This window comes from Rhabdaerophilum sp. SD176 (assembly GCF_030143245.1).
Lineage (GTDB): Bacteria > Pseudomonadota > Alphaproteobacteria > Rhizobiales > Beijerinckiaceae > Rhabdaerophilum.
Genome location: NZ_JARJNS010000004.1, coordinates 145339 through 162064 on the forward strand (window position 1 = coordinate 145339; position 16726 = coordinate 162064).

The window sequence follows — 16726 nt, forward strand, 5'->3', positions numbered from 1 at the left end:
AACACTCATGCCTCTCATCACCTACCTCACCACGATCCGCTTCGATTTCGGCGCCGTTGCCGGTCTGCCTGAAGAGATCGCCGCGCTCGGGATGAAGAACCCGCTGCTGGTCTCCGATCGCGGCCTCGAGGCGACCGGCCTCGTCGCGCGGGTCGCTGCCCTGATGCCCCGCGGTGTCGAGACGCCGGTTTTCGCTGACACGCCGTCCAACCCGACAGAGGAGGCAACGGAGCTGGCCGTGGCCGCCTACCAGGCCATGGGCTGTGACGGGATCGTCGCACTGGGCGGCGGCTCGCCGATGGACCTGGCCAAGGCCGTCGCGATCGTTGCGACGCATGGCGGCACCCTGCGCGATTATGTCCTCATCCTCGGCGGCGGGCCGAAGATCACGGCCAAGGTCGCGCCCGTCATCGCCATTCCCACCACCTCGGGCACCGGCTCCGAGGTCGGGCGCGGCGCGGTGATGAGCTTCCGGGACGGCCGGAAGATGTCGGTCATCTCGCCCCATCTCATCCCCAAGCGCGCCATTTGCGACCCGGAACTCACGCTCGGCCTGCCGCCGGGACTCACCGCCGCCACCGGCATGGATGCGCTGACCCATGGCATCGAATGCTTCATCTCCAACACGCCGAACCCACCGGCCGGCGCCATCGCGCTCGAATGCGCGCGTCTTGCCGCCCGCAATATCGAGACGGCGGTGCGCGACGGCGGCAACCGTGCTGCTCGATACGACATGATGATGGCCTCGATGATGGGTGCGATGGCCTTCCAGAAAGGCCTCGGCGCGGTGCATTCGCTTTCGCACACGCTGGGCGGGCTGAAGCAGGTCCAGCTCCATCACGGGACGCTCAATGCCGTGCTGCTGCCGGCGGTTTTGCGCTATAATGCCGGCATCCGCGCAGAGGAATATGCCCGCCTCGCCCAGGAGATGCAGGTCCCGGCCGGGCAGACACTCGATCGTTTCGTCGAGGCGCTGAACCGCCGGCTTGGCATGCCGGCCAGCCTCTCGGCCATGGGCATCCGGCGCGAATGGCTGGATGATGTCGCGCGGATCTCGATGGAAGACCATTGCACGAAGACCAATGCGCGCACGCCGACCGAGGCGGATTACCGCGCCATCCTCGACGAGGCCTTCTGAGGGCAGGGGCAGTCGGGCGGGCACCGCCCGCTGCCGACGGCTTCCCCCCACCCCTCGCCAAATCCGACTTCAGGGTGTAAGGAACCGCGCTCCGGCTCCGAGCCGGTTGATCTGTGCCTAGTCAAGGAAAAGCACCATGAGCACGCAAGGAAACCTCACCTCCCGGCAAACCTGGAACCCGGGTAGCTGGCGGTCGTTTCCGATCGCCCAGGTGCCGGATTATCCCGACAGGGCCGTTCTCGAGGCAACAGAAGCCCAGCTCGGCACCTTCCCGCCGCTGGTTTTTGCGGGCGAGGCGCGCAAGCTCAAGCGGGCGTTGGGCAAGGTTGCCAATGGCGAAGCCTTCCTGCTGCAGGGTGGCGATTGCGCCGAGAGCTTCGCCGAGCATTCGGCCGACCATATCCGCGATTTCTTCCGCGTTTTCCTGCAGATGTCGGTGGTGCTGACCTATGCCGGCTCCTCGCCGGTGGTGAAGGTCGGCCGCGTCGCCGGGCAATTCGCCAAGCCGCGCTCCTCGCCGGTCGAGAAGGTGGGCGATGTCGAGTTGCCGAGCTACCGCGGCGACATCATCAACGGAACCGAATTCACGCCCGAAGCGCGTATCCCCGACCCGCGCCGGCAGATCGAGGCTTACCGCCAGTCTGCCGCCACGCTGAACCTGATCCGCGCCTTCGCGACCGGTGGTTATGCCAATCTCGACAATGCGCATCGCTGGATGCTGGGCTTCGTGAAGGACTCGCCGCAGAGCGGGCGATATAACGAGCTGGCCAACCGCATCACCGAAGCGCTGGATTTCATGCGCGCCATCGGCATCTCCGCCGATACGCACCCGGAAATGCAGATCACGGAATTCTTCACCAGCCACGAGGCCCTGCTGCTCGGCTATGAGCAGGCGCTGACGCGTGTCGATTCCACCTCCGGCGACTGGTATGCCACCTCCGGCCATATGCTCTGGATCGGCGACCGCACCCGCCAGCCGGACCACGCCCATGTCGAGTTCTTCCGCGGCATCAAGAACCCGATCGGCCTGAAATGCGGCCCGTCCATGACGCCGGACGGCCTCATCCAGATGATCGATGCGCTGAACCCGGAGAACGAGGCCGGCCGCCTCACGCTCATCACCCGCTTCGGCGCCGACAAGGTGGGCGACCATCTGCCGGGCCTGATCCGCGCGGTGGAGCGCGAGGGCCGGAAGGTCGTCTGGTCCTGCGATCCGATGCACGGCAACACGATCAGCCTCGCCGGCTACAAGACGCGGCCGTTTGACCGCATTCTCTCGGAAGTGAAGAGCTTCTTCGCCATCCACGAGGCCGAGGGCACCTATGCCGGGGGCATCCATCTCGAAATGACCGGCAAGGACGTCACGGAATGCACCGGCGGCGCCCGGACCGTGACGGCCGAGGGCCTCGCCGACCGTTACGACACGGCCTGCGATCCGCGCCTCAATGCCGAACAGGCCATCGAGATGGCCTTCCTCGTGGCCGATCTGCTCAAGCACGAGAAGGCCATGCGCGGCCCGGCCGTGCCGGCAGCGGCGGAGTAACCAACGGCGTCGTGCCACGCATCATGCCCGGGCCTCGCCCGGGCATCCATGACGGGCCTCGCCGTCATCGCGATGTGCATCAGCGCCATGGCGATCCAGACCCCGGGCGCGTTAACCAAATCCTGACAATTCGATCCCTCGCGTAAGGGTTTCGTTAGGGAATTCGGCCAGCCTGTCGGCTCTTCAAGGGAGTTCCGACATGCGTTTCGCGACCACCATTGCCCTCGCTACGGCCGCTCTGGCCGCCGCCCTGGCAACTGCCCATCCTGCTCGGGCCGCGCAAGGCCGCAATGCCGCCCTGATCGGTGGCCTTGCCATCGGTGCCGCCGGCGCCGCGATCCTGCTCAACCGCCCCGCCCGTGCCGCGCCGGTGGTGGTCGAGGAAGAATACATCGAACGGCCCGCGCCCCGTTACGTCCCGACCTGCCGCATGGAGCGCCGCCGCGTCTGGATTGACAGCGAAAGCTACACCTATCGCCGCGTCGAGGTCTGCGAGTAATCCGCAATGCGGCGGCCGATGCTTGGCCGCATCAAAGGATGAATATCAGGCAACATGCCGCGTTCAGCTTTGCGCCATGGCCGCAAGGTTAATGTCTCCTCATCGAAGTCGGAGCCCGGCAGGGGCCGATGGCCCGGACTTCCACAAGGAGATACAGACGATGGCTACCCTTTCCCCCTTCGGCAAGAAGGCCGCTGCGGCGGCGTTGGTCGCCCTCACGCTTGGCGCCGGCATGGCTGCCACGACCGGTGAAGCCGAAGCCCGTGGCGGCCGCAAGGGCGCCATCATCGCCGCCGGCATCCTCGGCGCGCTCGCCGTGGGTGCGATTGCCGCCAACAGCGCACATGCCGCGCCCGGCTATTATGCCGATCCGGGCTACGATTATGCCCCGCCGGCACCCGTCTACCACCAGCCGACGCCGGTCTATTATCCTGCCGGTCCGGGCTATTATGGCCATGGCTATAACGGCCATCGTCGGCCCCATCGCTATCACGGCTATGCCGAAACCGGCTTCGCCTATCGCGGCCCGGTCTGCAAGGTCCGGAAGCAGCGTTACTGGGATGGCTATGGCTGGAACATCCAGCGCGTGCAGGTCTGCCGCTGACCGCGCCGGATCACCTTTCCGGTCTTGCGTAAACGGGAAAGCCCGGCCGAGAGGCCGGGCTTTTTGCGGTGTCGAGACCCACCGACAGCAATCCGACCGGCAACCCGGTCAGAATTTCACGCCACCGGCCACGCGGGCCGTGTTGATCGAGAGATTCGGGCGGGAACCGCCCGATGCGAATTGAATGTATTGCCACTCTCCGCGCAGGAAGGTGTTCGGCAGGAGCTGCATATCCACGCCCGCACCAAGCGCGCCGCCATAGGTGACGCCGCTGCGGCCGACCACACCGTTGAATGTGGCGGAGCCGACCAGCGGGCGGGCCGGCGGCGTGCTGATATCGTAGCGCTGCCAGGAACCGGATGTAGTGGCGCGGCTGTTGAGATTGCCGACCGCGACGCCAACGGTGAGGTAGGGCATGAAGATGCCCATGGCATAGCCCACCCGGCCGCGGATCGTGCCCCAGTCCTTGATCTCGCCGCGCGAGGTCGAGGTGCTGGTGACATGCCACTCGTTGGAACCCTCCGTCCGCATCAATCCATTCGGACCGGTCGTGGTATTCGACTTGATGTTCGACCGGGAGTAGTCAACCTCCCAGCCGAGGACGACATCGTCCCATTGCCAGTTCATGCCGACGAAGCCGCCATAGCTGGCGCCCTGCTTGTTCGTCTCCTTGAAGAAGATCGTCTGCTCGAGCAGGTCGGTGATTGAGGAATTCGGCAGGGCGTTCTGGGCGAGGGGGCCAGCCAGCGGGCGCGGATCGGTCTGTCCGGAGGTGATGCCGGCATGCACGCCGCCATAGACCCCCGACCAATCCACCTGATGTTGTCCGGAGAAGCTGCCGCGCAGCCAGTCAAGCGCGGAGGCAGGGCTTGTTGCCGCAAGGGTGGCGATGGCCGTGGCAAGGACCATGCCCGTGCTGGACAGGATGCGCGATTCCGACATAACCCAACTCCACATCCGGGTTTGACCCGGCTTTCGAATCCTCGAATGAGCGAACTGTAAAAAATTAACGTTACCCGCCGGTTAAGGGCGCAGATAAAAGTATGACCTGAAACGGCACACAGTTCGCCGACAGCAGGCCATTGCCGCCGGGCGTGACAGGAGATATATAGTCAAAATGAGCAAAACTCCGGACCGCCTCGTTGTCGCCCTGGCCCAGCTCAATCCCGTCATGGGGGATATTGCGGGCAATCTCGAGCGGGCGCGCAAGGCCCGGCAGGAGGCGGCCGAGCAGGGCGCCGATCTGGTGCTGTTTTCCGAGCTGTTCCTGACTGGCTACCCGCCCGAGGACATGGTGACGAAGCCGGCGCTCGAACAGGCCTGCCGGCAGGCGCTCGACACGCTCGCCCGCGAGACGGCCGATGGCGGCCCGGCCATGCTGGTCGGCCTGCCCTGGCGCGAGGGCGGGAAGCTCCACAACGCGGTCGCGGCGCTGGATGCCGGGCGGATTCTTGGCGTGCGTTTCAAGGCAGACCTGCCGAATTACGGTGTTTTTGACGAAAAGCGCGTTTTCGCGCCGGGCCCCATGCCCGGTCCGCTGGCCGTGCGCGGTGTGCGCCTGGGTCTGCCGATCTGCGAGGATATCTGGGGCGTGGATGTGGTGGAGTGCCTCGCCGAGACCGGCGCCGAGATCCTGCTGGTGCCGAACGGTTCGCCCTATGAGCGGAACAAGGCCGATGTCCGGACCAACATTGCCGTGGCGCGCGTCAGGGAAAGCGGCCTGCCGCTCGTCTATCTCAACCAGGTCGGCGGGCAGGACGAGCTGGTTTTCGACGGCGCCTCCTTCGGCCTGCAGGCGGACGGGGCACTGGCCTTCCAGTTTCCGGCCTTTGTCGAGCATTGCGCGACGATTGTTTTCGAACGGCAGGGTGGAGGCTGGCGAATCCTTCCCGGCGACAAGGCCATCGTGCCGGAAGGGCCCGAGGCGGATTATGCGGCCTGCGTGCTCGGTCTGAAGGATTATGTCGAGAAGAACCGCTTTCCGGGCGTCGTGCTCGGCCTGTCCGGCGGCGTCGATTCGGCGATCTGCGCGGCCATGGCGGTTGACGCGCTGGGGCCGGACCGCGTCCATGCGGTGATGATGCCCTACCGTTACACGTCGGAGGAGAGCCTGCGCGATGCCCGGGATTGCGCTGCCGCGCTCGGCCTGCGCTATGACATCCTGTCGATCGCACCGGCGGTGGAGGGGCTGGAATCGGTGCTGGCGCCGCTCTTCGCGGGTCGTCCGCGTGACGTGACCGAAGAAAACCTCCAATCCCGCGCCCGCGGCACGCTGCTCATGTCGATCTCGAACAAGTTCGGCTCGATGGTTGTCACCACGGGCAACAAGAGCGAGATGTCGGTGGGCTATGCCACGCTCTATGGCGACATGAATGGCGGCTACAACCCGATCAAGGACCTCTACAAGATGGAGGTGTTCCGCCTGTCGGCGTTGCGCAACCGCTGGAAGCCGCCGGGTGCGAAGGGGCCGGACGGCATCGTCATCCCGGAGAACATCCTGACCAAGCCGCCGACAGCCGAACTGCGCGAAAACCAGAAGGACCAGGATTCGCTGCCGCCCTACGAGATCCTCGACGACATTCTTGAATGTCTGGTCGAGCAGGAACTCCCTGCAAGCGCGATTGTCGCGCGCGGGCATGATGTCGCCACGGTGCGGCGGATCGAGCATCTGCTCTCGATCGCCGAGTACAAGCGCCGCCAGTCCGCCCCTGGCGTGAAGATCACCCGCCGGAACTTCGGCCGCGACCGCCGTTATCCGATCACCAACGCTTTCCGCGATCGGCTGGAGGCGCCCTATATGCCGGATCCGGCGCTCGCGCCCGGCCCGGCGGGATCGATCAGCGAGGCTTTCGACGGCTGAGCCGTTCCCGCCCCTTTGCCGGCGCGGGCGCATCGGCTAAGGACAGGGCCAGCTGCCCGGGCCAGCCTCCGGCCCTTCCTCCTTTCCATCGAGAATAGCCGGCATGGCCCCGATCTTCCGTTTCGCTCCTTCGCCGACCGGCTACATCCATATCGGCAATGCCCGGACGGCGTTGTGGAACGCGCTTCTGGCCCGCAAGGCCGGTGGCACTTTCATCCTGCGTTTCGACGACACGGATGTGGAGCGCTCGCGGGCGGAATATGCCGAAGCGATTGTCGAGGATCTCGCCTGGCTCGGCATCGTGCCGGACAGGATCGAGCGCCAGTCTGACCGCATTGCCCGCTATGCCGCAGCGCTCGAGGACTTCAAGGCGCGCGGCCTCATCTACCCCGCCTACGAGACGGCGGAGGAGCTTGACCGCAAGCGGAAGCGCCAGCAGGCACGAGGCCTGCCGCCGGTCTATGATCGCGCGGCGCTCGCCCTGACGGCGGAGGACCGCGCGCGTCTGGAAGCCGAGGGGCGCGCCCCGCATTGGCGCTTCAAGCTCTCCGGCAAGACCGTGCGTTGGCTCGACGGCGTGCGCGGCGAATGCCATATCGAGACCGGATCCCTTTCCGATCCCGTCCTTGTACGGGCCGATGGCACGTTCCTCTACACCTTCGCCTCGGTCATCGACGATATCGATATGGGTGTCACGGATATCCTCCGCGGCGAGGATCACGTGGCGAATACGGCGGTGCAGATCGAGCTCTTCGAAGGCTTCGGCGCGGTGCCGCCGCGCTTCTCGCATCACAATCTCATCACCTCCGCCACGGGCGAGGAAATGTCGAAGCGGACAGGTGCCCTGTCGATCCGCAGTTTCCGCGCGGAAGGGGTGGATCCGCTGGCGGTCGCCCTTGTCGCCACGCTGACCGGCACGGCCGAGCCGGTCCAGCCCCTGCCGGATCTCGCGGCCCTCGCGGAGCGGCTTGATCTTGCGAAATTCTCGCGTGCGTTGACGAAATTCGACCCGGCGGAAATCCGCGACCTCTCGAAGCGGCTCCTTCATGCCCGGCCCTTTGCTGCCGTGGCGGAAAAGCTGGCCGCTTTCGGCATTGCCGGCCCGCAGGCGGAAGCGTTCTGGCTGGCGATCCACGGCAACGTGGATCGGATCGAGGAAGCGGCGGAATGGTGGTCACTGCTGATGGCGCCGCAGCATTTCCCGGCCGAGGATCCGGCTTTCCTTGCCGAGGCGGCAGCCTGCCTGCCGGAGGAGCCGTTTGACGGCGAGACCTGGTCACGCTGGGTGCAGGCGCTTCAGGCGAAGACCGGGCGGAAGGGCAAGGCCCTGTTCATGCCGCTGAGGCTGGCGCTGACCGGCCGTGACCACGGGCCGGAACTCAGGGCCGTGCTTCCCCTCTTAGGTCGATCGGCCGCTCTTTCCCGGTTAGCTCCGGCGCCACGTTCCTGACGACCCGCACCGTTCCGTCCGCCCCGACCACCTGCTGCTTCGTGCCGCCGGCGGAGGAGATGATGCGTTCGCGCTGGACGCGCGGCCCGATTCCGGCCGAGGCATTGCCGCCGGTCGGCAGGGCGCTTTCCGGCAGGCTGGCCGGCGCCTCCGATTCCGCCGCATTGGGCGGCTTTGGCGCGGGCTGGTTCTTCGCATTGCGCTTGTCGGCCGGGTTCGGCGTCGCCTTCGGGCGGGACATGGCCAGCGCCTGCTCCTGCGAGACGACGATATCGCCCTTGCGCGTCTCGACAATGTCCTCGACGCCCTTCATCGCGCTGGCCCAGGTCTGCTGCGGCGGCTTGCAGAAACAGGCGGGATCGCGCGATTGCTGGAATTTCTTGGCCGTCGGCAGCGACATGTAGGGCGTGCCGTCCCGCGAGGCTGCGCGCTCGATATCCGCACCCGCCTGCATGAAGAAGATGCGCGTTTCCGCGGCTGGGCAGAGCGACTGGCAGACGGTGGCGTATTCATCCCGCGCGCCGATCCCCTCGAAATTCACCGGGAAGAAGAAGCCGTCGCAGGTCCGGACGCAGACAGCGAGGCGGCCGCCGAGCCGCTCCTTGAATTCCGCATCGGGGTCGATCGGGGCGTCGTTGGCATAGCGGTTATCGTCACGCGGGGTGTCGTCACCGAACAGGCGCTCGAACAGGCTCGGCGAGTTCGGTGCCGCATAGATCACGCCGCGCTGCGGCTGGGCCGCCTGCTGCCTGCCAAGACACCCATAGCGGTCCAGCGCGGCAATGAGCTGCGCCCGGCGCGGCGAGCCGCCCTCGATCTGGCGGATCTGGGCCTCGTAGGCCGCCGCCTGGTTGCGGAGCGGCGTGCAGACGGGCGGCGGGCCACCAAGGCCAAGAAAACCAGATCCGCGTCCGCAATCGTTCTGCTGTATCGCGAGGCGGATGCGCCCAAGCTCCGAACGCAGCCGCGATGAATCCCGCGTCGGCCCGCCGGTATTGGGCATGCTCGCCAGTTCGGAACGGATCTGCGCACAGACAGGCGATTGCGCATGGGTCTCGGTCGCCAGAACGGCGCCAGCGGCACCCAGAAGCGCCAAGGCAAGGGACCGGAGCCTGAATCGAAGCGGAATCATGCCAGAAGCGTACCCGACGAACGTAAACAAACGGCGGATTCGCCAACGGAATCACGCGCCCGCTGTCATGCCGGCGAAACATGGTCCAAGCAAGGCAGGATTTCGGTCTGGAATGCCTATCCGTTGCCCAGGGAGGCAACCCGCTCCGCCAGTTTGTCGATCAGCACATTCATCTGCCGGAGTTCGGTCTCGGACAGGCCCTCGCAGAGCGAATCGGAGAAAGCCCGCGCCATGGGAACGATCTCCTGGTAGATCGTCGTTCCCGCATCGGTCAGCGCCAGGAACGCCTCCCGCATGTCGGCACGGTTGGCCCGGCGCACGATCAGGCGGCGCTTCTCCAGTGCGGCGACGGCACGGCTGACAGTCGTCTTGTGCATCCGCGAATGCCCGCCAATATCCCGTGCCGTCATGACGCCGAACTGGCCCAACGTGGCCAGGACCCGCCATTCAGGAATGGAAATGCCGAATTTCCGGCCATACGCGCGGGCCAGCGTCTGGCTGACCTCAGTCGCCAGCATGTTGAGGCGATAGGGCAGGAACCCTTCAAGGCGAAGGGGTTCGGCTTCGGCATGAATATCTAATACGCCGGAGGGCAATCTCTCGCCGGAGGCCATGTTACACAAAATCCGTGGGTTTGTTTCAGCTGAAACGATCAAGTTGCGCCGGATGATCGGGGTGAGGCCCCGATCTGTCCAGTCCAATCTTGAACAATTCGCCTAATACCAAAGGCGCATTCCAAGGTTCAGCCCCGCAACCGCGTCCTGATCATCATGGAATCGTAGGAATATTCACCGACTTGCCACCACAGATACTGGTCACCCAGATAGGCATTCACCGAATCAAGGGCCTTCTTGAACAGCGGATTCTGTGCCGCGATCTCGGCATAATAGGTCTTTGACGTTTCGTAGCCCGTGTCTATGATGGCGGCGCTGAACGGGCGCAGCTCCGTGCCCCGGCCAACCAGGCGCTTCAGCGCCGGAGCGTTGACCGTGTCGTATTTCGCCAGCATCCAGGTGTTGGCCGCTTCCGAAGCCTGCCGGATGATGGCCTGGTAATGCTTCGGCAGCCGGTTCCACTGCTCGAGATTGACCACGAGATGGAGCATGGCGCCGCCTTCCCAGAAGCCGGGATAGTAATAATACTTGGCGACCTTGGAGAAGCCGAGCTTCTCGTCGTCATAGGGGCCGACGAACTCGATCGCATCGATCGTGCCCTTTTCCAGCGCGGGGTAGATGTCGGCCGGCGCGATCTGCTGCGGCACCACGCCCATCCGGGCGAGGATCTGCCCGCCGGTCCCGCCGATACGGAACTTCAACCCCTTGAGATCATCGAGCGTGTTGATTTCCTTCCGGAACCATCCGCCCATCTGCGTGCCGGAATTGCCGGCCGCGAAGCCGATCGTGTTGAACTTGGCCAGTGATTCGTTGACGATCTCGGCCCCGCCGCCATTGTGCCACCAGGCATGCTGGAGGCGGGCATTCGGCCCGAAGGGCATACCCGTCCCGAAGCCGAGAACGGGGTCCTTGCCGCCATAGAAATAGGTCGGCGTGTGGCAGCATTCGAGTGCACCGGAGGAAACCGCGTCGAGCGCCTGCAGGCCCGGCACGATCTCGCCGGCAGCAAAGGTCTGGATCTGGAAGCGGTTATCCGTGGCCGCTGCCACCAGCTTGGCCAAGTGCTGGGCCGTGCCGAAGATCGTGTCGAGCGATTTCGGGAAGCTGGAGGTCATGCGCCATTTGATTTCCGGCATGCTCTGCGCGATTGCCGGCTTGGCCAATGTGCCGGCCGCCAGGGCGGTTCCCGCCCCCATCCCCGAGAGCAATACTTCACGCCGACGCATCGTCCTGACCCCTTTCATAGCGGAATTAGTTCCGCGTGAAACTTTTTGCTTGCCCTTCACGCGTGTCCCTTGCGAGAATTGCACAGAGATGCCGGGTCGTCATCCCGAACTCCGTTTCATTTTGATGTGAAACGCAGAAAGATGGCGAAACAAGGCAAGCGCGGGAGGAACGGTATGAAATTGGCATCGCTCAAGGGCGGGCGGGATGGTCGGCTCGTCGTGGTTTCGCGGGACCTCACCCGCGCCACCGAGGCATCCACGATCGCGCCGACCCTGCAGGCCGCCCTCGATTCGTGGGATCAGGTGGCCGCGCCGCTCGCCGATCTCGCCGAAAGTCTCGAGCACGAGGCCGTGCCGTCGTTCCGCTTCCACGAGCATGATGCTGCGGCTCCGTTGCCGCGCGCCTATCAGTGGCTCGATGGATCGGCCTATGTGAATCACGTGGAGCTTGTCCGGAAGGCGCGCGGTGCCGAATTGCCCGCCAGTTTCTGGACCGATCCGCTGATGTATCAGGGCACCTCCGATTCCAATCTCGGCGCCCGGGATGCTGTGCCCGTGGCCAGCGAGGAATATGGCATCGATTGCGAGGCCGAGATCGCGGTGATCACCGGCGATATTCCTGCCGGCGCCGATGCCGCCACCTGCATCGCCGCGATCCGGCTGGTCGTGCTCGTCAATGATGTCAGCCTGCGCAATCTCATTCCGGGCGAACTGGCCAAGGGCTTCGGCTTCCTGCAATCCAAGCCGCCGACGGCCTTCTCGCCGGTAGCGCTGACGCCGGACGAGCTGGGTCCGGCCTGGTCGGGCGGCAAGCTTGCCCTGCCGCTGCTCACCTCGATCAACGGCCGCATGCTCGGCTGCCCGGAAGCCGGCGAGGAAATGACCTTCGATTTCGGCACCCTGCTCGCCCATGCCGCGAAAACACGGCCTCTGGGTGCCGGCACCATTCTCGGCTCGGGCACGGTCTCCAACCGGGATCCGGATGGCTCGCCCGGCCGCCCTGTGGCGGAAGGCGGACGCGGCTATTCCTGCCTCGCCGAGCAGCGCATGGTCGAGACCATCCGCGACGGCGCCGTCCGGACGCCGTTCCTGCGCTTCGGGGATATCGTCCGCATCGAAATGAAGGACCGCAAAGGCCATTCGCTGTTCGGCGCGATCGAGAACCGCATCGAGCCTCAGCTTCTTGCAGGAGGTGGCCGATGAGCGGCCCGGCTTTCGCCTCGGCGGCGGATCTCGCCGAGAAGACCATCACCTTCGCGGAAATCGGCCCCGGCCTCTATGCCTTCACTGCCGAGGGAGACCCGAATACCGGGGTCATCATCGGCGATGACGGAGTGCTGATCGTCGATGCCCAGGCGACGCCGGCCATGGCGCAGGCCGTGATCGACCGCGTCCGTTCGGTGACCGACAAGCCGATCACCCATGTCCTGCTCTCGCATTACCATGCGGTGCGGGTGCTGGGCGCTTCGGCCTATCGGGATGCGAAGATGATCCTCGCTTCCGATGCCACGCGTGATCTCATCGTCGAGCGTGGCGCGCAGGATATGGATTCCGAGATCGGCCGCTTCCCGCGCCTGTTCCGCGGGAAAGAGACGATTCCCGGTCTCACCTGGCCGAGCATCACCTTCGCGGGCGAGATGTCGGTCTGGCTCGGCAAGCGCGAGGTGCGGCTCAAGCATCCCGGCCGTGGCCATACAGCCGGCGACACCATCGCCTGGGTGCCCGATGCCGGCGTGATGTTCTCCGGCGATCTCGTCGAATACCGCTCCGCCTGCTATTGCGGCGATGCGCATTTCACCGATTGGCCGGAAACGCTGAAGCGTGTGGCCGGGCATGATCCGGTGGCGCTCGTGCCCGGGCGCGGCGATGCGCTGGTGGGGCGCGACAGGGTCGCGGCCGCCATTGCCGGCACGACCGACTTCCTCGAGACGCTCTATGGCACGGTGCAGAAGGCCGTCGTAGCCGGCAAGGACCTGCGCGCCGCCTTCGCCGATGTCCGCGCCGCCATGGACGGGCCGTTCGGCAGCTATGCCATCTACGAGCATTGCCTGCCGTTCAATGTCAGCCGCGCCTATGACGAGGCGCGGGGCATCGACCATCCCGTGATCTGGACCGCCGAACGCGACCGCGAGATGTGGGCGCAGTTGCAGGGGTGATCAGGCCGCACGGGGCTTGATGGTGGAGTAGTCAACTTGCGCATTGGCCTTGGTGAGATCATGGGCAATCTGGAGGTTCAGCCAGAGTTCCGGGGTTGTCCCGAAATACCGGCTGAGCCTGATGGCCGTATCCGCCGTGATATCCCTCCGCTCCCGCACGATCTCGCTGATGCGGTTGGCCGGGACGTCAAGCGCCTCGGCCAGCTGGCGCGCGCTCATGCCAAGCGGGACCAGGAATTCCTCGCGCAGGACCTCGCCGGGATGGGTCCGAACCCGGATGGCCGGCGGCCTTTCCTCAGTGATAGTCGACGATTTCGACATGGCTCGCCCCTTTTCCTGTCCAGATAAAGCAGAGGCGCCATTGATCATTGATCCGGATGCACCACTGCCCCGCCCGATTGCCCTGCAGGCACTCGAGCCGGTTTCCCGGTGGATGCAGCAAGTCCAGGATCGACTTCGCCGCATCCAGATAGTCAAGTTTTCGCCGGGCGATCTTGGCGAAGGTCTGCCACCGCAGATCGCACATTCCGGCATGGAAAAACCTTTCGGTTCTCCGATCCGCAAAACTGATGATCAAAAACGCCTCGAATATCAGCATAAAATAATACGCGATACGTATCACGTATCCACCCATCTGTCAACCGAGTCCCTGCCATGACCGCCGTTTTCGCTACCTTTCCCTACCGGGCATCGCCCGACCAATTCCGGTCCGAGCCGGCCCGCCACCCCGTCGTGGTGATCGGCGCCGGCCCGGTCGGGCTCTCGCTCGCGATCGATCTCGGCCAGCGGGGCGTGCCGGTGGTGCTGCTCGATGACAGCGATCGGATCGGCGAGGGCAGCCGGGCCATCTGTTTCGCGAAAAAGACGCTGGAGATCTTCGACCGGCTGGGCTGCGCTGCGCCGATGGTGGAGAAGGGGGTGTCCTGGAGCCGCGGCCGCGTCTTCCAGCGAGAGGGCGAACTCTACGCCTTCGACCTCCTGCCCGAGGCGGGGCACAAGATGCCGGCTTTCATCAATCTCCAGCAGTTCCATGTCGAGAAGATGCTGATCGACCGCGCCCTTGCCGTGCCGGGGCTCGATTTGCGCTGGAAGAACCGCGTTGTCGGGGTGGCTCCGGCGGAAGACCATGTCGAGATCCGGATCGAGACGCCGGACGGCCTCTACAGCCTCCGGGCCGATCATGTCGTCGCCTGCGATGGTGCGCGCTCGCCGGTGCGAAGCATGCTCGGCCTCGATTTTGCTGGCGAGGTTTTCGAGGAGCAGTTCCTGATCGCCGATGTGCGGATGCAGGGCAACTATCCCACCGAGCGCTGGTTCTGGTTCGATCCGCCCTTCCATCCTGGTGGCTCGGCCCTGCTGCATCGCCAGCCGGACGACATTTGGCGGATCGACCTGCAATTGCCGGCGACGGCCGATGCCGAGTTCGAGAAGCGCCCCGAGCAGGTCCGGCCGCGGATCGAGCGTATGCTGGGCCATGGCCGCTTTGATCTGGAATGGGTCTCGATCTACCGTTTCCGCTGCCTGCGTCTTCAGCGCTTCGTGCAGGGCCGGGTGATTTTTGCCGGCGATTCCGCGCATCAGGTCTCGCCGTTCGGGGCACGCGGCGCGAATTCCGGCGTGCAGGATGCCGAGAACCTCGCCTGGAAGCTTGCGGCGATCCATCATGGCCGCGCCGGACCGGGCCTGCTCGAGAGCTATGACTGCGAGCGCGGCGAGGCCGCGGACGAGAATATCGGCCATTCCACCCGCTCGACCGATTTCATCGCCCCGCAATCCCCCGCCGAACGCGTGTTGCGTGATGCCGCGCTCGCCCTGGCGCGCCGGCATGATTTCGCGAAGCGGATGGTCAATTCCGGCCGGCTCTCCGCCCCGACCGCCTATCACGACTCGCCGCTTTCCACGCCGGATGCCGAACCCTGGTCCGTTGGTCCGGCGCCGGGCGCCCCGATTCCCGATGCGCGCGTGGCGCGGCCGGACGGAACCGCTTCATTCCTGTCGGAGGAACTGCCTGCCGGCTTCGTTTGGCTCGAGGCCGGGTCGGCCCTCGCGGATCTGCCGGAAGGGGCGGCGCGGCTTCGGCTCGGGCCCGGCGCCCTCGGCGATCCGGCCGGCGAGATGGCCGCGCGTTTCGGCTTCGACAGGCCAGGCGGCTACCTTCTCCGCCCGGACCGCCATGTCGCGGCGCGCTTCCGGGAGCCCGATCCCGCCCGCCTTCGCGCGGCCCTTGCCCGCGCCCATGCCTCCGGAGCCTGATCCATGGCCGAAACCCTTGTGACGCATTCACGCTTCCCCGATCCCGATCGCGCCTTCCGGATGCTGGTGGAAGCTCGGCGCGGCCTGACGCCGGAAGAGGCCGCCGCCCTCGATGCGCGGCTGGTCTTGCTGCTTGCAAACCATATCGGCAGCGAGGACGTGCTCCGGGCGGCTATCGCAGCGGCAAGCCTGGCAACGGAGGCGGGTTGATTCCGGCCTTCCTTTCGACGCCTGCGATGCTTATCTCCGGTCCAACCGAAGGAGAACCGCCATGCGCCTGATTCCGGCCATCCTGCTTGCACTGGTTGCCACCAGCCCGGCTCTGGCCCAGTCGCCCGACCTGATCTTCAAGAAGTCGACGGTGTTCCGCCTGCTGACCCCGGATGACAAACTCGCCACCTACGCGATCGATGATCCCGAGATCGAGGGGGTCGCCTGCCATTACACTGTGCCGGAGCGCGGCGGTGTTGCCGGTGGGCTGGGTCTGGCCGAGGAAGTCTCGGATGTCTCGCTGGCCTGCCGGCAGGTCGGGCCGGTGAAATTCAAGGCCAAGTTCGAGCAGGGCGATGTGATGTTCCGCCAGTCGCGCTCGCTGCTCTTCAAGCGCATGCAGATCGTGCGTGGCTGCGATGAGAAGCGCAACGTGCTGGTCTATCTTGTCTATTCAGACAAGCTGATCGAGGGGAGCCCGAAAAATTCCACTTCGACGGTCCCGATCATGCCCTGGGGCTCGGGCGAACCGCCGCGCTGCAAGGACTGGCTGAAATAAGGGCAGGGGGAGCGACCACCCGTGCGCCCGGTCCTTGCCGGGGGAAGGCCTGCACGGTGAAGCCGTTCAGGCTCAGTCCTTGCAGGAGATGAGGAAGCTGTCGACGGGCTTGCCGCGGCTGGTGCTGGCCGAACCGGTGATCTCGTCGCGGTCGAGCTGCCGGTAGGCGAGGGCGGATCTGAACCCCTTGGCCTCGCACCAGGCATCCGCGACGATGCGGCCGCAGGAGGATTGGCTGGCGAGGCATTCCTGCGTGCCATAGCCATCGCTGCCTGCGATAATGAAATCCCGCTGTTTCGGCCGCGCCTCGGTTTCAATCCCCGAGGAGGCGAAGATCACTGCAGAAGTGATGCTGACCGCCAGAGCGGCAAGAATGCTGACGCGTGCGCGCATCGCTGTGCCCCCAGTTGATACGCATGACCCAAGCTCGATCATCGTGCGGCAAATCTCTTAACGAAGGGTTGATTTCGCGGGCCCGATGC

General features: G+C 65.4%; 18 protein-coding genes. 11 read left to right on the forward strand and 7 right to left on the reverse strand.

Features of this window, described 5'->3' with window-relative positions; genetic code table 11:
- Positions 1–7 precede the first annotated feature (7 nt).
- From gbd to P0652_RS10260, 4 genes are all read left to right on the forward strand, one after another.
- A complete protein-coding gene (gbd, locus tag P0652_RS10245) occupies positions 8–1138 on the forward strand; it encodes a 4-hydroxybutyrate dehydrogenase (RefSeq protein WP_284178719.1) in 1131 nt (376 codons plus the stop codon).
- A 136-nt stretch (positions 1139–1274) separates the two neighbouring features.
- Positions 1275–2681, forward strand: coding sequence for a class II 3-deoxy-7-phosphoheptulonate synthase (locus P0652_RS10250; protein ID WP_284178720.1), 1407 nt, complete (start codon positions 1275–1277; stop codon positions 2679–2681).
- A 199-nt stretch (positions 2682–2880) separates the two neighbouring features.
- Positions 2881–3180 carry a hypothetical protein gene (locus tag P0652_RS10255; protein ID WP_284178721.1) on the forward strand — a complete coding sequence of 100 codons (300 nt, stop codon included), beginning with the start codon at positions 2881–2883 and terminating at the stop codon, positions 3178–3180.
- Between the two features lie 160 nt (positions 3181–3340).
- Positions 3341–3784, forward strand: a complete 444-nt coding sequence (locus tag P0652_RS10260) for a hypothetical protein (RefSeq protein ID WP_284178722.1) — start codon at positions 3341–3343, stop codon at positions 3782–3784.
- Between the two features lie 108 nt (positions 3785–3892).
- Here the strand turns inward: P0652_RS10260 and P0652_RS10265 are convergent, their stop codons facing one another.
- Positions 3893–4726: an outer membrane protein gene (locus tag P0652_RS10265; protein ID WP_284178723.1), complete on the reverse strand. Its 834-nt coding sequence runs from the start codon at positions 4724–4726 to the stop codon at positions 3893–3895.
- A gap of 175 nt (positions 4727–4901) precedes the next feature.
- Between P0652_RS10265 and P0652_RS10270 the strand changes: the two genes are divergently transcribed.
- Positions 4902–6644, forward strand: coding sequence for an NAD+ synthase (locus tag P0652_RS10270; RefSeq protein ID WP_284178724.1), 1743 nt, complete (start codon positions 4902–4904; stop codon positions 6642–6644).
- Between the two features lie 103 nt (positions 6645–6747).
- Positions 6748–8094: a glutamate--tRNA ligase gene (gltX, locus tag P0652_RS10275; RefSeq protein WP_284178725.1), complete on the forward strand. Its 1347-nt coding sequence runs from the start codon at positions 6748–6750 to the stop codon at positions 8092–8094.
- Here the strand turns inward: gltX and P0652_RS10280 are convergent.
- From P0652_RS10280 to P0652_RS10290, 3 genes are all read right to left on the reverse strand, one after another.
- Positions 8024–9226: a DUF2865 domain-containing protein gene (locus P0652_RS10280; RefSeq protein WP_284178726.1), complete on the reverse strand. Its 1203-nt coding sequence runs from the start codon at positions 9224–9226 to the stop codon at positions 8024–8026. The genes gltX and P0652_RS10280 overlap by 71 nt on opposite strands.
- A gap of 116 nt (positions 9227–9342) precedes the next feature.
- A complete protein-coding gene (locus P0652_RS10285; protein WP_284178727.1) occupies positions 9343–9840 on the reverse strand; it encodes a MarR family winged helix-turn-helix transcriptional regulator in 498 nt (165 codons plus the stop codon).
- A gap of 128 nt (positions 9841–9968) precedes the next feature.
- Positions 9969–11066 (reverse strand): TRAP transporter substrate-binding protein, encoded by a 1098-nt coding sequence (locus P0652_RS10290; protein WP_284178728.1) that lies wholly within the window; start codon positions 11064–11066, stop codon positions 9969–9971.
- Positions 11067–11240: 174 nt separating this feature from the next.
- On the opposite strand from P0652_RS10290, the gene P0652_RS10295 reads away from it, so the two are divergent.
- Entirely contained in the window at positions 11241–12269 is a 1029-nt protein-coding gene (locus P0652_RS10295; RefSeq protein WP_284178729.1) for a fumarylacetoacetate hydrolase family protein, read from the forward strand.
- Positions 12266–13222 carry an MBL fold metallo-hydrolase gene (locus P0652_RS10300; RefSeq protein WP_284178730.1) on the forward strand — a complete coding sequence of 319 codons (957 nt, stop codon included), beginning with the start codon at positions 12266–12268 and terminating at the stop codon, positions 13220–13222. Before P0652_RS10295 ends, P0652_RS10300 begins: the two co-directional genes overlap by 4 nt.
- Here the strand turns inward: P0652_RS10300 and P0652_RS10305 are convergent, their stop codons facing one another.
- Together P0652_RS10305 and P0652_RS10310 are read right to left on the reverse strand one after the other, a co-directional pair.
- Positions 13223–13543, reverse strand: coding sequence for a HigA family addiction module antitoxin (locus P0652_RS10305; RefSeq protein ID WP_284178731.1), 321 nt, complete (start codon positions 13541–13543; stop codon positions 13223–13225).
- Positions 13518–13856, reverse strand: coding sequence for a type II toxin-antitoxin system RelE/ParE family toxin (locus tag P0652_RS10310; RefSeq protein ID WP_349774979.1), 339 nt, complete (start codon positions 13854–13856; stop codon positions 13518–13520). Before P0652_RS10310 ends, P0652_RS10305 begins: the two co-directional genes overlap by 26 nt.
- Before the next feature lie 20 nt (positions 13857–13876).
- On the opposite strand from P0652_RS10310, the gene P0652_RS10315 reads away from it, so the two are divergent.
- The 3 genes from P0652_RS10315 (at position 13877) to P0652_RS10325 (ending at position 16244) form a co-directional block, all read left to right on the forward strand.
- Positions 13877–15475 carry an FAD-dependent oxidoreductase gene (locus P0652_RS10315; RefSeq protein WP_284178732.1) on the forward strand — a complete coding sequence of 533 codons (1599 nt, stop codon included), beginning with the start codon at positions 13877–13879 and terminating at the stop codon, positions 15473–15475.
- A 3-nt stretch (positions 15476–15478) separates the two neighbouring features.
- The gene (locus P0652_RS10320) at positions 15479–15685 is read left to right on the forward strand and encodes a DUF2783 domain-containing protein (RefSeq protein WP_284178733.1); all 207 of its coding nucleotides are present in this window, start codon (positions 15479–15481) and stop codon (positions 15683–15685) included.
- A gap of 61 nt (positions 15686–15746) precedes the next feature.
- Positions 15747–16244 carry a CreA family protein gene (locus tag P0652_RS10325; protein ID WP_284178734.1) on the forward strand — a complete coding sequence of 166 codons (498 nt, stop codon included), beginning with the start codon at positions 15747–15749 and terminating at the stop codon, positions 16242–16244.
- Positions 16245–16316: 72 nt separating this feature from the next.
- On the opposite strand, the gene P0652_RS10330 is transcribed toward P0652_RS10325, so the two are convergent.
- Entirely contained in the window at positions 16317–16637 is a 321-nt protein-coding gene (locus tag P0652_RS10330) for a hypothetical protein (RefSeq protein WP_284178735.1), read from the reverse strand.
- Positions 16638–16726 lie beyond the last annotated feature (89 nt).

Bases quoted from the DNA above. Each gene is read 5' to 3' on its own strand.
- P0652_RS10260 (WP_284178722.1), top strand. From the start codon at position 3,341: ATGGCTACCCTTTCCCCCTTCGGCAAGAAGGCCGCTGCGGCGGCGTTG.
- P0652_RS10315 (WP_284178732.1), top strand. From the start codon at position 13,877: ATGACCGCCGTTTTCGCTACCTTTCCCTACCGGGCATCGCCCGACCAA.
- gbd (WP_284178719.1), top strand. From the start codon at position 8: ATGCCTCTCATCACCTACCTCACCACGATCCGCTTCGATTTCGGCGCC.
- P0652_RS10310 (WP_349774979.1), bottom strand. From the start codon at position 13,856: ATGGGTGGATACGTGATACGTATCGCGTATTATTTTATGCTGATATTC.
- P0652_RS10270 (WP_284178724.1), top strand. From the start codon at position 4,902: ATGAGCAAAACTCCGGACCGCCTCGTTGTCGCCCTGGCCCAGCTCAAT.
- P0652_RS10300 (WP_284178730.1), top strand. From the start codon at position 12,266: ATGAGCGGCCCGGCTTTCGCCTCGGCGGCGGATCTCGCCGAGAAGACC.
- P0652_RS10250 (WP_284178720.1), top strand. From the start codon at position 1,275: ATGAGCACGCAAGGAAACCTCACCTCCCGGCAAACCTGGAACCCGGGT.
- P0652_RS10330 (WP_284178735.1), bottom strand. From the start codon at position 16,637: ATGCGCGCACGCGTCAGCATTCTTGCCGCTCTGGCGGTCAGCATCACT.
- P0652_RS10290 (WP_284178728.1), bottom strand. From the start codon at position 11,066: ATGCGTCGGCGTGAAGTATTGCTCTCGGGGATGGGGGCGGGAACCGCC.
- P0652_RS10280 (WP_284178726.1), bottom strand. From the start codon at position 9,226: ATGATTCCGCTTCGATTCAGGCTCCGGTCCCTTGCCTTGGCGCTTCTG.
- P0652_RS10285 (WP_284178727.1), bottom strand. From the start codon at position 9,840: ATGGCCTCCGGCGAGAGATTGCCCTCCGGCGTATTAGATATTCATGCC.
- P0652_RS10325 (WP_284178734.1), top strand. From the start codon at position 15,747: ATGCGCCTGATTCCGGCCATCCTGCTTGCACTGGTTGCCACCAGCCCG.
- gltX (WP_284178725.1), top strand. From the start codon at position 6,748: ATGGCCCCGATCTTCCGTTTCGCTCCTTCGCCGACCGGCTACATCCAT.
- P0652_RS10255 (WP_284178721.1), top strand. From the start codon at position 2,881: ATGCGTTTCGCGACCACCATTGCCCTCGCTACGGCCGCTCTGGCCGCC.
- P0652_RS10295 (WP_284178729.1), top strand. From the start codon at position 11,241: ATGAAATTGGCATCGCTCAAGGGCGGGCGGGATGGTCGGCTCGTCGTG.
- P0652_RS10320 (WP_284178733.1), top strand. From the start codon at position 15,479: ATGGCCGAAACCCTTGTGACGCATTCACGCTTCCCCGATCCCGATCGC.
- P0652_RS10305 (WP_284178731.1), bottom strand. From the start codon at position 13,543: ATGTCGAAATCGTCGACTATCACTGAGGAAAGGCCGCCGGCCATCCGG.
- P0652_RS10265 (WP_284178723.1), bottom strand. From the start codon at position 4,726: ATGTCGGAATCGCGCATCCTGTCCAGCACGGGCATGGTCCTTGCCACG.